Raw genomic sequence first — 15,163 nt, forward strand, 5'->3', positions numbered from 1 at the left:
CAACGGATTGCCTCAGGCAAGCGCGAGGGGTGGAGCCCGGGCGCTGAAAACGCTGATCCGGTCCAGCGCCAGGCGTGAACCGGTTTCGGAGGGGGCGGCGGACTGTGCGCCGGCCAGAATCAGGGCATTCCCGTCCGGCACAATGCCGTCATGGGAATTCGTATCCGCGCGCAGGCCGCTTTTGATCTTCAGGTGCAGGGCTTCGAGCGCTGCGATGCGCATGGAGTTCTGCACGGGGGCGGAGCGATTGTCGCTCTCATGGGCGAGGCGGGCATCGTCGCGCACCGGCGCGCTGGCGCGGTTGTTGCGCAGGTCCGTTTCGGGAGCGGCGATATAGACGGCTCCGAGGGTCGCAATGAGCCAGAAGATAGAAATCAGCAGCGGAGCGGATCCACGCCTTTCTGATTTGCCATTTCTGTTCAAGCCCATATGCGTTTCCAGCATTTCCCGTTCGCGGTCTGTCAGACCCCGTTGCGACTCTATTTATGAAGTCCGGGATGCTGAGTCACTTAAAATCGTCGTGCGCCCGGCTTCATGGCCAAAAAAACCGTCGTTTTTGTGAAGCGCAGGGCCTTTCATCCTGCTCTGCGCAGGAAACGGGTGGTCGATCAGCTCGCGTTGCTGTCTCCTGTGCAGGACTTTCTGCGTGAGTAAGGATGCCGCAATGCCAGAGCTGAGCCCGATTGATTGGACCGCCGCACAAACGGAGATGGAGGCTTCCGGCTGCACCATCCTGCGCAATGTCCTGTCGCAGACCGAATGCCGGATGCTGGCGGATGCCTATCCCGACGATACCATCTTCCGCAAGCGCATCGTCATGGCCCGGCATGGCTTCGGGCAGGGGGAGTACAAATATTTCTCCTATCCGCTCCCGGACATTGTCCATGGGTTGCGGGACGCGCTCTATCCGCCGCTGGCCGATATCGCCAATCGCTGGAACGGGCAGATGGGCATCGACATCCGCTATCCCGAGGCGCATCCGGCTTTCATCGCGCGTTGCCATGCCGCCGGGCAGGACCGGCCGACGCCGCTGCTGCTGGAATATGGCGCGGGCGACTACAACTGCCTGCATCAGGATATCTATGGCATTCACGTGTTCCCGCTGCAGGTGGCGTTTCTGCTGAAAGAGCCCGGGACGGATTTCACCGGGGGTGAGTTCGTGCTGACCGAGCAGCGCCCGCGCATGCAGTCGCGGGCGGAGGTGGTGCCGCTGCGGCAGGGGGATGGCGTGGTCTTTCCGGTGAGCCAGCGCCCCGTCAAGGGATCGCGCGGCTATTACCGGGTCAACATGCGCCATGGTGTGAGCCGCGTGCGCAGCGGCCAGCGCCATACACTCGGGATTATCTTTCACGATTCCAAGTAGTTCATCACCTTGCATCGGGCCGCGAACACACGCATTGTGATGCTTTGCATGAGGCCCCGATGGATTATCTTATTTTCTGGGAATGGCTCAGCTTTGCCGCCCGCTGGTTGCATGTGATCACTGCAATCGCCTGGATCGGCTCATCCTTCTATTTCATCGCGCTCGATCTGGGGCTACGCCGCCATCAGGGCCTGCCGCAGGGGGTGAATGGCGAGGAATGGCAGGTGCATGGCGGCGGCTTCTACCACATTCAGAAATATATGGTCGCGCCGCCCAACATGCCGGAACATCTGATCTGGTTCAAATGGGAGTCCTATGCCACCTGGCTTTCCGGCTTTGCGCTTCTGTGCATCGTCTACTACGCGGGCGCTGACCTCTATCTCATCGACCGCAATGTCCTTGACGTTTCGACGCCGGTCGCCATCCTGATTTCGCTGGCGTCGATCGGCCTCGGCTGGCTGATTTACGATCTCCTGTGCAAGTCGCCGCTGGCGAACAATGACACGGCGCTGATGCTCATTCTCTATGCGGTCATCGTCTTCATGGCGTGGGGCTATACGCATCTGTTCACCGGGCGCGCCGCTTTCCTGCATCTCGGTGCGTTCACCGCCACGATCATGTCGGGCAATGTATTCCTTCTGATCATTCCGAACCAGAAGAAGGTCGTTGCCGATCTGATCGCCGGCAAGACGCCCGATCCGAAGCTCGGCAAGCAGGCGAAGCAGCGCTCGACGCACAACAATTATCTGACACTGCCTGTGATTTTCCTGATGCTGTCCAATCATTATCCGCTGGCGAGTTCGACGGAATTCAACTGGATCATCGCGGCGCTGATTTTCATCATCGGCGTGCTCATTCGCCACTATTTCAACTCGAAACACGCCGGAACCGGCAATCCGCACTGGACATGGCTGGCCTCGGCCGTGCTGTTCATCGTCATCATCTGGCTGTCGACGGTGCCGAAGGTGCTGCAGGGACCGGAAAAAGTCTCGAACGCTGCCGCGCCGTTTCTTGCCGCGCAGAACTTTCAGGAGGTGCGCGACACTGTGATGGGGCGCTGTTCCATGTGCCATGCGGCGGAGCCGTCCTTTGAGGGCATCATGCACGCGCCCAAGGGAATTCGCCTCGATACGGATGAACTGATTGCGACTCATGCCAGCCAGGTCTATCTTTTCGCCGGAGCCAGCCACGCCATGCCGCCGGGCAACCTGACGCAGATGACAGATGCCGAGCGGTCCCGGATCGTGGCGTGGTACCGCGCCGCCGCATCGGGAAAATCCACGCAATGACCGAACTTCTGTTACGCGGACGTCTGCTGACGTTTCATGACGAGCCGCTGGCTGGCGATGCCAGCCCGGACGCTTTTACCTATATCGAGGATGGCGGACTGCTGATCCGCGACGGCAAGATCCGGGCTATCGGCGACTATGGCCGGTTGCGCGCCGGCGAAGGCAGGAATGTCGAGGTCATCGACCATCGCCCGCATTTGATCATGCCGGGCTTCATCGACACGCACATCCATTACCCGCAGATGCAGGTTGTCGCCTCCTATGCGGGCGAACTGATGGAATGGCTGAACAAATACACCTTTGTCGAGGAACAGAAGTTTTCCAATCAGGGCCATCCCGAGCGCATCGCCTCGGCCTTCTTCGATGAGTTGATCCGCCACGGCACCACCACGGCCGCCGCCTATTGCACCGTGCACAAGGCGTCGGTCGAAGCGTTTTTCACCGAGGCGGACCGGCGCAACATGCGCATGATCGCAGGCAAGGTGATGATGGACCGCAACGCGCCATCAGGTCTTCTCGACACGGCTCAGTCGGGCTATGACGACAGCAAGGAGCTGATCGGCAAATGGCACGGCACCGGGCGTCAGCTCTATGCCATCACGCCGCGCTTTGCACCGACATCGACGCCGGAACAGCTTGAATTGAGCGGGCTGCTCGCCCGCGAATATCCCGATCTGCACGTGCAGACGCATCTGTGCGAAAACACCGCCGAGATCGCCTTTGTCGCCGAGCTGTTCCCGTGGAGTCGGGATTACACGCAGGTTTATGAGCATTACGGCCTGCTTGGCCCCAAGACGCTGCTTGGCCATTGCATCCATCTGACCGATGCGGAAATTGCTGCCATCGCCAATAGCGGGTCCGTCGCGGTCTTCTGCCCGACCTCCAATCTGTTCATCGGCAGCGGCCTGTTCAATCTGGCGCGCCTCGAGGCGTCCCATCCGCCGGTGCGCCATGCCATTGCCACCGATATCGGCGGCGGCACCTCTTATTCCATGCTGCGCACGCTGGATGAGGGCTACAAGATCCTGAACATTCAGGGCCAGCGCTATCACCCGCTGCGCTCGTATTATCAGGCGACGCTCGGCAATGCCCGCGCCCTGTCGCTGCAGGGCATCATCGGCGCCTTGACGCCGGGCGCGGAAGCCGACTGCATCGTGCTCAATGCCCGTTCGACCCCGGCCATGCGCCTGCGCATGGAAACGGTGGAAACCCTCGTCGAAGAACTGTTCCTGATGCAGACCATGGGCGACGACCGCACGATTGCGGAAGTCTATATCGCGGGAAAACCGGCAAAGAGCCTGCTCGCATCATAACGAGCGACAAGCCGGAAGCGGCTTATTCGACGCGGTAGCCGACTTCCGCCGCCGCATGTCCCAGCGTCTGCCAGAACGAGCGGGCAAAGGTGCGGAACACGTAGAGATCGAAGGTTTCCGCGTCGGTCCGCTGGATATTGGCGTGGATGTCGTGGTGCAGCGTGGCGCGGCCGAAGCCAACCGGAAAGCCGTGTTCGGAAAAGTCGATGGCAAACAGCTTCGACAACACCCATTCCGACCACGGGCCCTTGACGCGAATGGCGGTGCGGCCATGGGTAAGGTCAATGATCGTGCCGGTTTCCAGAGGGATGGCCCTGCGCAGGCGGTCTTCCAGATCAGCGGACGGAGCCACGACGAAATAACGTCCGGGCGCGAAGCCGAAGGCGGATTTTTCGCCTGCGCTGCGCCCCGCGCCGGGTTTGTCGGCAAGGTTCAATCCGGTCACATCGCCGATGGCGGTCAGCACGGCGGGGATGGTTCCGCGCCATGCGGTGACCTGCACGATGGAAACATCCCTGCGCTCGGTCAGGACAAGACCGATGCCGCCGGCGGAGTTGCCATGGTCACCCGGAACAAAGGTATGGCCGAGGGGAGATTGTGGTTCAGCCATGCATCCGGCTCCCCTCTGGATCAAACATGTGGTGACTGACGATTTCGACGGCGCCGTGCTTGCCGCGCAGAAGGTCCGTCGCATAGGCGCGGTTGCCGATCATCGACGTGCCGTGCTTGACCAGCGCCAGCGCGATATATTTGCCGAGCGCCGGGGAATAGCAGGCCGCAGTGACGTGGCCGAAACTGTCGGCGGGTTCACGCGGCGCCGCATCGCTGACGATATGGCTGCCGCCATTGATCGACTGGTTGTCGAGCGAGATCAGGCCGACCAGCGACAGGCGGTTTTCATCGTTCAATCCCGCGCGGTCCTTCATGCCGGAGCCGATATAGGGCTTCTTCTTCGACAGCATCCAGTCGAGATGCAGGTCGTGTGCGGTGGTGCGGCCGTCGATTTCGGCGCCGGTGACGTGGCCCTTTTCAATGCGCAGCGTGCCCAGCGCTTCCAGCCCGTAGGGCATGATGTCAAAGGGCTTGCCCGCTTCGAGCAGCGCTTCCCAGACCTGCGTGCCGAAACCGGCGCCGCAATAGACTTCATAGGCAAGCTCGCCCGAGAAGGAGAGGCGACAGATCATGACCGGCACGTCGCCGATAAAGCCGTGCACGATGCCCATGAACGGCAGGGTTGCATTGTCGACGCCGGTGCCCGTGACGCAGGCTTCCAGCACCGCGCGGGCTTTCGGACCGGATACGGCCGTCCCGGCCCAGACATCGGTCACCGAGGTCAGGTGCACGCGCAGGTCCGGCCAGACGCAATCCAGATAGAACTCCAGATGCTGCATGACGTTCCCGGCATTCGCCGTTGTCGTTGTCATCAGGAACTGCGTTTCGCTGAGGCGCCATGTGGTGCCGTCATCATAGACAATGCCGTCCTCGCGCAGCATCAGACCGTAGCGCGCCTTGCCAACCGGCAGGGTGGAAAACATGTTGGTGTAGACGCGGTCGAGGAATGCAGCCGCGTCGGGGCCCTGAATGTCGATCTTCCCGAGCGTCGAGACATCGACAATCCCGACGCTCTGCCGCACGGCGCGCGCTTCGCGCACATAGGCCTGTTCGACGGTTTCACCGTGGCTGCCATAGATCATCGGGCGGTGCCACAGGCCTGCCTCGTAGGTCCTGGCGCTGTTGGCCAGATGCCAGTCATGCATCGGGGTCAGCCGGTGCGGCCGCAGGTCGCCATAACGCTCTCCGGCAATCGCACCGAAGGATACCGGGGTGAAGGGCGGGCGGAAGCGGGTCGTGCCAGCTTCGGGAATGCTGATGCCGCGCACATCCGCCATGATGGCAAGGCCGGGAATATTCGATGTCTTGCCCTGGTCGGTCGCCATGCCCAGCGTGGTGTAGCGCTTCAGGTGTTCGACCGAATGGAAGCCTTCGCGATAGGCGAGGCGGATATCGTCGGCGGTGACATCGTGCTGGAAATCGACAAATGCCTTTTGCGATTTGGCCGCAGGCTCGATTTCAAACACCGGGGCGGGCGATGCATCGAACATCGGGGCGTCGACCGCAGGCAGCTTTGGCTTGGTCTTGGAGGAGGTGCCCTTGGTCGCGCCATCGGAGAAGACGCTGACCGTATCCATGTACCCGGCCGCCGATCCCGCCGTCACCCAGTTCTGGTTGGCTTCCGGCGGCAGGAAGGCCTGCAAATCCTCGTCCCACTCCGGCTTGCCGCCCGCCTGGCTGGCAAGATGGATCGCCGGAGACCAGCCGCCGGATACGCCGAGGCAATCGGTCTTGATTTCCCGCGCCGCGCCGGAGACATGGCCGGTCTGCGCATTGAAATGCTGCACGGTGATGGAGCTGAGCGTCTTGCCCGCATGGGTGCCGGTGACGGCATGGCCGAGAACCAGTTCCGCTCCGGCAGCCGAGGCAATCTCGATGCAGGCGCCGGATATGTCCGCGCGCACATCGACGATGGCAACGATGTTGACGCCTGCCTGCGCCATGGCGCGGGCCGCTTCGTAGGCGCTGTCATTGTTGGTGAACAGCGTGACATTGTTTCCCGCAGCCACGCCGTATTCGATGGCATAGCGCCTGACCGCATCGGCCAGCATGACACCGGGGCAGTCATTGCCGGGAAAGACGATGGGCCGCTCGAAGGCACCTGTCGCCAAAATGGTCTTGCCGGTGCGGATGACCCAGTGGCGCTGGCGCGCCTGTCCCTTGGTGCGGTTCGGCTTGAAATCCGAGACATGCTCGAGGGCGGTCAGGACATTGCCATCGTAATAGCCCCAGACGGAAGTCCGGGTGAGGAAGCGCACATTGGGCAGGCCCGCGAGCGCGGCCGCCTTTTCCCGCGCCCAGACCGCGGCATTGCGCCCGTCGATCAGTTCGGCCGATGCGAGCAGCGCGCCGCCGGCAACCGGTCGTTCCTCGGCGATGATCACCTGCGCGCCGGTTTCCGCCGCCGCTTCCGCTGCCAGCAGTCCGGCCGGGCCGGTACCCACCACCAGCACGTCGCAGAAGGCATTCATGCGCTCGTAGTGGTCGGGATCGGCAGCAATGCCCGCCTTGCCGAGACCGGCGGCGCGGCGGATGAATTTTTCGAAGAACATCCAGACCCTGGTGCTGCGCAGCGGGCCGATGGCCGGTCCCATGAAGGTCTTGTAGTAGAAACCCGCCGATAATATCGGCCCGGCCAGCTGGTTGATGGCCATGACATCGTGTTCGAGCGAGGGAAAGCGGTTCTGGCTTTCGGTGACGAGACCGTCATGGATTTCCAGTTCCGTGGCGCGGACATTCGGCTCGCGCACCTCGCCTGACAGAACGGTGACGAGCGCATTGGGTTCGTCGCTGCCCGCGGCAAAGACACCGCGCGGCCGGTGATATTTGAACGAGCGGCCGAACAGCGTCACGCCATTGGCGAGGAGGGCCGAGGCCAGCGTATCGCCGGGATGGCCGCTATAGGCCCTGCCGTCGAAGGTGAACCGCACCGTCTTGGCGCGGTCGATCCGCCCGCCCTTGGAAAGCCGTGACGCGGTCATGGGCGATCACCGCCTTTCCCTGATGCAACGGCATCGCGGGCAAAACCCACGGATGAAATGACGTGGGTCGCCATATCGCGGGTGACGACCAGATGCTGGCGGCAGCCGCCGCTGTGCAGCCAGAATTCGCGGTGGCCGCCCATGGGGTTGGCGCGGTCATAGACATAGGCGTTCCATGCGGCCTGATCGGTCGAGGCCGGGTCTGGACGCTGGCGCGTGGCGTCGCCCTGATAGGTGAATTCGATGACGTCGCGCGGGCCGCAATAGGGGCATTTGATGATCATGGTCTTCTGGTCTCGAAAGCGAATCTGTTGCGGTTGGACGTTTATTTCCCGATTGTGCCAGTCAACAGTGTGCATCTGTACTGGTCAAGATGAGCGCGAGGTGAAGACGAGCAAAATTGTGACTTTGGCAAGTTTCGGGCCTGCCGCAGGTGTGACGATGCATGATTACCCCTGGTTTATGCTACTGTCGCATCGCTGGAATGGTCATCACGATAGCGGCGAGCACTGTCAACAAGCCGACCAGTGGCGAGAATGAAAGCAGAAAGTGCCTTGATTGTGCCGACATGAACGGGCAAATCGGCGAAGCAAACTGTTCATAAATGGACCTGAACCCGTGATCTCATCTTTCCTTCGGCAGATTCTTCTGACGATTGCCGCCGTTCTGTTTCTGGCGGCCCCGGTGCAATTGGCTTTGGCGCAGACCCCGGCGCCAGCACCAGCACCGGCCCCGGCAGCCACATCGCCTGCACCAGCCCCGGCACCGGAGCCTGCGCCTGCCGCAGCGGAACCGGCACCCGTGGCGCCTGCGGCCCCGGCACCCCCGGTCAAGTCGAACATTGTCGCTGAACAGCGTCCGGCCATCGATGCGCTGAAGAAGCAGATCGCGACCTATGAACAGAAATTCAAGCAGAAGGCCGATGCCGACGCGGCACTCGCCAATCTGCGCCTCGATCTGGAAGCAAGCGCCAAGAAACTCCTGGATATCGGCGTTTCGTTCCGGCCGCGCATCACCGAGATCAATGCGCGCCTGGAACAGCTGGGCGCACCGCCCGCGCAGGGACAGCCGGCCGAAGCGAAGATCGTCACGGATGAACGCACCCGCCTGACGACGGAAAAGGCCGAAATCAACGCGGTTCTGGGCGAAACCGAAGATCAGCTGCTTGAAGTCAACAAGATGATCGACGCGATCAGCGATGCCCGGCGCGAGCTGTTTGCCAGTACATTGTCGCAGCGTGTCGACATCAACTACTCGCTTGGCAGCGAAGTCATCGACGCCTATGGCCGGGAAATGGGCACGATGAACCAGCTCATCTCGTCCTGGTGGCGCTTCGTCATCGCATTCAAATGGCAGTCCCTGCTGGCGGCCGCCTTCTTTGCCGTGATCACCGCGCTGGTGCTTCTCATCGGCGGCCAGCGATTGCTGGGACATCTCTATCTGCGCGATCCGGCGGTGGAGGAACCGTCCTATCTCAGCCGTCTGGCCGTTGCCTTCTGGTCGACCCTGATGCGGTCTTTGACCGTCGGCGTGTTTCTGGCCACGACCTACTTTTTCCTCGGCTATTTCAATGTGCTGCGCCCGGATATCGCGTCGCTGATCTACACGCTGTTTTCGGTGATCGGCATCGTCTATTTCGTGCATGCGCTGGCCCAGGCCGTCATTTGCCCCGGCGCACCCAACTGGCGTCTGGTGCGCGTTGCACCGCGTCCGGGCCGCATTCTCATGGTTCTGGTCACGGCCACGGCGACCATCACCGGGCTCGATTATCTCGCCAATACGGTCAACCAGATCGCATCCTCACCCCTGTCGCTGACCGTGGCCAAGAGCCTGTTTGCAACGGTTCTGGTCGGGCTGCTGATCCTCGCCATGGCATTTCTGAAACCGCTTGAGAATGAGGAGACCGGTGAAGCCAGGCGCTGGCCGAGACCGCTGCGGCTGTTTCTTTATGCCATCGGCCTCATCCCGATCATCGCCGCATTGCTGGGCTATATCGGTTTTGCCCGTTTCGTCTCGCAGCAGATCGTCATCAATGGCGCCGTGCTGGTGACGATGTATCTGGGCTTCCTCACGGCGCGGGCGGTGGCGGACGAGAATGCGCTCGGCGGCACGGTGCTCGGGCGCGCGGTGCAGACGCGGTTCGGCATCGACGATTCGACACTCGACCAGCTCGGCCTGATCGCCAGCATCATCATCAATATTTTCGTGCTGCTTCTCGGTATTCCGGTGATCCTGCTGCTCTGGGGGTTCCAGTGGAGCGAGATGACCGTCTGGTTCCTCACCATAGCCACCGGTTTCCAGATCGGCTCGGTGACGATCTCGCTGGTGGCCATTGCCGTCGGCATTTTGCTGTTCGCGCTGTTCTACTTCTTCACCCGTTGGTTTCAGGGCTGGCTGGATGTGCGGGTGATGGCGCGCGGCAAGCTGGATTCGGGCGTGCGCAACTCGATCCGCACGGCGGTCGGCTATCTTGGCCTCGGGATAGCCGGGCTCATCGGCATCTCGGCGGCGGGCATCAATCTCTCCAGCCTCGCGCTGGTGGCCGGTGGTCTGTCGCTTGGTATCGGTTTCGGCATGCAGGCGATTGTTTCCAACTTCGTCTCCGGTCTGATCCTTCTGGCCGAGCGTCCGTTCAAGGTGGGCGACTGGATCGAAACCAGCGGCGTCGGCGGCATTGTCAAGAAGATCAGCGTGCGCGCGACCGAGGTTGAAACCTTCCAGCGCCAGTCGATCATCATCCCCAACTCGTCCTTCATCAACGGCAATGTCGGCAACTGGACCCACCGCAACAAGCTGGGGCGCGTGGAAATTCCGATCGGCGTTTCCTACAAGGTCGATCCGCGCCGCGTGCATGCCATTTTGATGGACATTGCGCGCAGCCATCCGCTGGTTCTGAAGAATCCCGAACCTTTCGTTGCGTTCAAGGCACTGGCGGACTCGACCATGGATTTCGAAATGCGCGTGCATCTGGCTGATCTTTCGAATTCCGGCACGGTACAGAATGAAATCCGCTTTGCACTGGTCGACCGTTTTGCCGAGGAGGGGATCGAGATTCCGTTCCCGCAGCGCGATGTCAATATTCATCTCGATGACGCGGATGCGATCGTGCAGATGATCACCGAGCGGGTGAAGGCCGAGTTGAAAGCGCCGGTGAAGAAGACGGCCAAGTCCTGAGAGGCGGTGTGTGGGGCCAGTGCCCCACTTTCGTCTAAATCACGGAAAAATAACGGGACGTTCAGTTGCCGTTCAGTTTCACCCCGTTATAACTGGTGTCGAAAAGGGCCGGTTGAGCCCGAGGCAACAGGGGCGGTGGAAGCACCGGGGTGATATGAACAAGTTTGCAGTTGTCATGCTTACGAGCACTATTCTGGCCGGACCCGCATTTGCTGCCAGCCTGAAGAACAGCGATGCCAGCGCTCAGACCATCGTCGTGACCGAAGGGTCGAGCAAGACCCAGCTGCAGGTTGCGGCCGGTGACACGGTCGAATTTTGCAGCGGCGGCTGTTTCGTCACCTTTCCCAATGGTGACCGCGAAGCCCTGACCGGTGCGGAAAGCATCGAAATCAAGGGCGGCAAGGTTTCGATCAAGTAACCCGGCCACCGCTGATCGCCGGGATAAAGGCCCGGACTGTGCAAAACAGTCCGGGCCTGTTCGTTTTTGGACGGTCCCCGGCGGCCACGCCTTCGATCATTCCTTCCGCCTGACTGGAAAATCCCGCAAAATGCGACCAGTTTGCCGCGCGTCGCGGCATGTTTTGGCCATGTCGCAAACAGGCCTTAGCAATCGGCAGTGCGAACGGCATAGTGCAGAAAATGGCGCGTGCCGCCTGACCACCGGTTGATATCAGAGGATAGAATGAAATGAAGACCCAAGCGCGTGTAGTTGTGATCGGCGGTGGTGTGGTGGGTGTGTCGACACTCTATCATCTGGCCAAGAAGGGCTGGAGCGATGTCGTGCTCATCGAGCGCAAGGAACTGACCTCCGGCTCGACCTGGCATGCGGCCGGGCTGCTGCCGCTGTTCAACATGAGCTATTCCGTCGGCCAGATTCACAAATACTCGGTGAAATTCTATCAGGAGCTGCAAGAGGAAACCGGCATGAATGTTGGCTTCACCAATTGCAGCAATATCCGTCTCGCCCGCACCAAGGACCGCTGGGACGAATATATGTACTATGCCGGTGTCGCCGAGACGATCGGCGTGCCGGTCAAGCTTTTGACGCCGGAACAGGTCAAGGAAATCTGGCCGCTGGCGGAAATGGACGGCGTTCTCGGCGCCATCCAGCATCCGGAAGACGGCTATATCCAGCCCGCCGACCTGACCCAGGCGCTTGCCAAGGGTGCGCGCGATCGCGGTGCAACCATCTATCGCTACACCACTGTTCTCGGCATCGAGCAGCTGCCATCGGGCGAATGGCTCGTCAAGACCGACAAGGGCGATATCACCGCCGAACACGTCGTCTCGGCAACCGGCAATTTCGCCCGCAAGACCGGCAAGATGGTCGGCCTCGACGTGCCGGTCATTCCGGTGGAGCACCAGTACATCGTCACCGAGCCGCATCCGGCCATTCTTGAGCGCAAGGCCAAGGGCCTGCCGGAGATGGGCGTGCTGCGCGAGAGCGATTCGTCCTGGTACATGCGCGAGGAAAATGGCGGCCTTTTGCTCGGACCCTATGAAAAGGGCGCGCCCGTCTGCTATGTCGACGGCCCGTCCGATGCCAGCGAATACGAGCTGTTCCAGGAAGATCTCGAACGGCTCGAACCCTATATCGAAACCGCCATTGCCCGCGTTCCCGCTTTTGGCGAAGTCGGCATCAAGAAGGTCTATAACGGCGCCATCGCCTATACGCCGGATGGTTCGCCCATTATCGGTCCAGCCCCGCGCCTGAAGAATTTCTGGCTCAACGAGGGCCATTCCTTCGGCGTGACCGCCGCTGGCGGCGCCGGCTGGCAGCTGGCCGAATGGATTGTCGAGGGCGAGCCCTCCATTGACATGATGGGCGTCGATCCGCGCCGCTTCGGCCCCTATGCAACGGAAGGCTACCTGAAGGAAAAGAACGAGGAAGCCTATGCCGAGGTGTTCTCGGTGCACTACCCGGATGAAGAGCGCGGCGCGGCGCGTCCGCTCAAGCGGTCGCCGTCCTATGACCGCCAGAAGGCGCTCGGCGCCGTGTTCGGCACGGTCTATGGCTGGGAACGCGCCAACTGGTTCGCGCCGCAGGGCTATGGCCTTGAGGTTGCGAAACTCGACAAGCCGGATGTGCTGCTCAACCACAACCATCCGAAGCCGGACAAGGATGGCAAGGTCAAGGAACTCTGGTCCTTCCACCGGTCCAACTATTTCGAGCATGTCGGCAACGAGATCAAGAACGTGACCAGCAATGTCGGCCTGCTCGACATGTCGGCCTTCGCCAAGATGGAGGTGACGGGCCCCGGTGCGCGCGAATGGCTCGATTCCATCCTGGCCAACCGCATCCCCAAGAAGCAGGGCCGCATTGCGCTCTGCCACCTCCTGACCAAGCAGGGCGGCGTGCGCTCCGAATTCACGGTCTATGAATGGGCGCCCGGCAAATTCTATCTGGTGTCCGCCGGTGCCTACGAGAACCATGATCATGACTATCTGGTCAAACTCCTGCCGGCTGACGGCTCCGTAACCCTCCGCCCGATCACGCAGATGTATGGCGTGCTGGTGCTGGCTGGCCCGCGCAGCCGCGAAGTCCTGCAGAAGATCACCCGTGCGGACCTGTCCAATGAAGCCTTCCCCTGGCTGTCGGGCAAGGAAATCAGCGTCGGCACGGCAACGGCGCATGCGCTGCGCGTCAACTTCGTCGGTGAACTCGGCTGGGAACTGCATCACCCCATCGAACAGCAGAACACCCTTTATGACCTGCTGCTCGAGGCCGGGGCGGAGTTCGGCATCAAGCCGTTCGGCATCCGCGCCATGACGGCGATGGCGGTGGAAAAGTCCTATCGCCTGATCCCGCGCGAACTGTCGATCGAATATAATGCCTTCGAAAGCGGGCTTGATCGCTTTGTCCATCCCAACAAGGGCGATTTTATCGGCCGCGATGCGGTTGTGAAAGCGCGCGAGGATGGCCTGAAGTGGAATTTCGTCACGCTCGAAGTGCATGTGCCCGGCGTGTCGGATGTCGATGCGCGCGGCAGCGAGCCGATCTACGCCAATGGCCAGCTCATCGGCCGTGCGACCCATGGCGGCTATGGCTGGCGCCTCGGCAAGAGCCTGGCGCTCGCCATGGTCAAGCCGGACTATTCGGCGCTCGGCACGCAGCTCGAGATCAAGATTCTCGGCAAGACGCACAAGGCGACCGTCATCCCCGAAGCCCCGTTCGATACCGAGAACGAGCGTCTCCGGGCTTAAGCCGGTTCCGCCTGCATGGAGAAATGAAAATGGCGCCTGAACGGGCGCCATTTCTTTTGGGTGGTGCGTTGCACGCACCACAGTCTATCTCGCTCCTAAGCGGCCATCAGCTGCTTGCGGTCGGCCCGTTCCTGCTGCGGCGAGCGGCCATAAAGCTCGCGGTAGCATTTGGAGAAATGCGAGGCCGAGACGAACCCGCAGGCGACCGCCACTTCCACAATCGGCATGGACGACTGGATCAGGAGATGGCGGGCACGGTCGAGCCGGATTTCCAGGTAGTAGCGCGCCGGGGACCGGCCCATCTCCTGGCGGAACAGGCGCTCGATCTGGCGGCGCGACAGGCCGACATGGTCGGCAATCTCGATCAGCGACAACGGTTCGGAAAGCCGCGCCTCCATCAGCTCGATGATGGTCAGAACCTTGGAATTCTGCACGCCTAGGCGGGCGCGCAGGGGAAGTCGCTGGCGGTCATGCGGGCTGCGGACCCGGTCGGTCAGCGCCTGCTCGCAGACGCGGTTGACGATGTTGTCGCCGAAATCGTCGCCGATCAGCTTCAGCATCATGTCGAGGGCTGCGGTGCCGCCCGCGCAGGTATAGATGTTGCCGTCGACCTCGAAGAGGTCGGCATAGACATCGGCCTTCGGAAACGCTTCGGCAAAACCGGGCAGATTTTCCCAATGAATGGCGCAGCGCTTGCCTGAAAGCAGTCCGGCGGCGGCGAGTATATGCGCACCGGTGCACAGGCCGCCGACGGCCACGCCGCGGTTGAACTCTTCGCGCAGCCAGGCATAGACCGATTTGTTCTGGAATTTTTCCACATGCACGCCGGAGCAGACGAACACCATCGACGGGCGGTCTTCGCCGGTCAGGAAGCGGCGCTCGTCCTCAAGCGAGGAATTGGCGGCGCATTCGACACCGTTGGATGCGGTGACCGGCTTGCCGTCCACCGACGCCAGGCGCCAGCGATAGGCCTCGTAGCCGAGCATGCGATTGGCAATGCGGAGCGGTTCGATGGCGGTCGCAAACGCGATCATCGAAAAGTTCGGCACGAGGAAAAAAACAAAAGACCGCTTGTTGAGGCCTGTCTGGTTCATGATGTCTCTAGGTTCCCGTTTTTTACCACGAGGCCATGTCGCACCTGAAGTAGAGTCTTCAAATTACAGGCATGGTCTCTTAAGCTTTTTTACAGATAGAACCATAGAATTATTCTAAAGGGAAGGGCGCCTG

11 protein-coding genes are annotated in these 15,163 nt (G+C 61.4%); 6 read left to right on the forward strand and 5 right to left on the reverse strand.

Annotated features, from left to right (window positions below):
• Nucleotides 1–12: 12 nt before the first annotated feature.
• Nucleotides 13–429, reverse strand: coding sequence for a hypothetical protein (locus C5750_RS02485; RefSeq protein WP_105732270.1), 417 nt, complete (start codon nucleotides 427–429; stop codon nucleotides 13–15).
• 280 nt (nucleotides 430–709) lie between these two features.
• On the opposite strand from C5750_RS02485, the gene C5750_RS02490 reads away from it, so the two are divergent.
• From C5750_RS02490 to guaD, 3 genes are read left to right on the forward strand one after another with little or no spacing between them, the layout of a single operon-like run.
• Nucleotides 710–1,363 (forward strand): 2OG-Fe(II) oxygenase, encoded by a 654-nt coding sequence (locus C5750_RS02490; protein ID WP_425350420.1) that lies wholly within the window; start codon nucleotides 710–712, stop codon nucleotides 1,361–1,363.
• A gap of 59 nt (nucleotides 1,364–1,422) precedes the next feature.
• Nucleotides 1,423–2,652 (forward strand): urate hydroxylase PuuD, encoded by a 1,230-nt coding sequence (locus C5750_RS02495; RefSeq protein WP_105732272.1) that lies wholly within the window; start codon nucleotides 1,423–1,425, stop codon nucleotides 2,650–2,652.
• Nucleotides 2,649–3,965: a guanine deaminase gene (guaD, locus tag C5750_RS02500; RefSeq protein WP_105732273.1), complete on the forward strand. Its 1,317-nt coding sequence runs from the start codon at nucleotides 2,649–2,651 to the stop codon at nucleotides 3,963–3,965. The genes C5750_RS02495 and guaD overlap by 4 nt, the downstream gene beginning before the upstream one ends.
• A gap of 22 nt (nucleotides 3,966–3,987) precedes the next feature.
• Here guaD and C5750_RS02505 read toward each other — a convergent pair whose 3' ends face one another.
• The 3 genes from C5750_RS02505 to C5750_RS02515 are packed head-to-tail and all read right to left on the reverse strand — an operon-like array spanning nucleotide 3,988 to nucleotide 7,842.
• Nucleotides 3,988–4,575 (reverse strand): sarcosine oxidase subunit gamma, encoded by a 588-nt coding sequence (locus tag C5750_RS02505; RefSeq protein ID WP_105732274.1) that lies wholly within the window; start codon nucleotides 4,573–4,575, stop codon nucleotides 3,988–3,990.
• Complete coding sequence (locus C5750_RS02510; protein WP_105732275.1) at nucleotides 4,568–7,558, reverse strand: sarcosine oxidase subunit alpha family protein; 2,991 nt, start codon at nucleotides 7,556–7,558, stop codon at nucleotides 4,568–4,570. Before C5750_RS02510 ends, C5750_RS02505 begins: the two co-directional genes overlap by 8 nt.
• Nucleotides 7,555–7,842: a sarcosine oxidase subunit delta gene (locus C5750_RS02515; protein WP_105732276.1), complete on the reverse strand. Its 288-nt coding sequence runs from the start codon at nucleotides 7,840–7,842 to the stop codon at nucleotides 7,555–7,557. The genes C5750_RS02510 and C5750_RS02515 overlap by 4 nt, the downstream gene beginning before the upstream one ends.
• Before the next feature lie 334 nt (nucleotides 7,843–8,176).
• On the opposite strand from C5750_RS02515, the gene C5750_RS02520 reads away from it, so the two are divergent.
• From C5750_RS02520 to C5750_RS02530, 3 genes are all read left to right on the forward strand, one after another.
• Nucleotides 8,177–10,732: a mechanosensitive ion channel family protein gene (locus C5750_RS02520; RefSeq protein ID WP_425350403.1), complete on the forward strand. Its 2,556-nt coding sequence runs from the start codon at nucleotides 8,177–8,179 to the stop codon at nucleotides 10,730–10,732.
• 154 nt (nucleotides 10,733–10,886) lie between these two features.
• Nucleotides 10,887–11,150, forward strand: a complete 264-nt coding sequence (locus C5750_RS02525) for a hypothetical protein (RefSeq protein WP_105732277.1) — start codon at nucleotides 10,887–10,889, stop codon at nucleotides 11,148–11,150.
• Nucleotides 11,151–11,419: 269 nt separating this feature from the next.
• Nucleotides 11,420–13,936 carry a GcvT family protein gene (locus C5750_RS02530; RefSeq protein ID WP_105732278.1) on the forward strand — a complete coding sequence of 839 codons (2,517 nt, stop codon included), beginning with the start codon at nucleotides 11,420–11,422 and terminating at the stop codon, nucleotides 13,934–13,936.
• Nucleotides 13,937–14,031: 95 nt separating this feature from the next.
• Here the strand turns inward: C5750_RS02530 and C5750_RS02535 are convergent, their stop codons facing one another.
• Nucleotides 14,032–15,030 carry a GlxA family transcriptional regulator gene (locus tag C5750_RS02535; protein WP_105732279.1) on the reverse strand — a complete coding sequence of 333 codons (999 nt, stop codon included), beginning with the start codon at nucleotides 15,028–15,030 and terminating at the stop codon, nucleotides 14,032–14,034.
• Between the last annotated feature and the right edge of the window lie 133 nt (nucleotides 15,031–15,163).

The organism is Phyllobacterium myrsinacearum (assembly GCF_002980555.1).
Taxonomy (GTDB): domain Bacteria; phylum Pseudomonadota; class Alphaproteobacteria; order Rhizobiales; family Rhizobiaceae; genus Phyllobacterium; species Phyllobacterium myrsinacearum.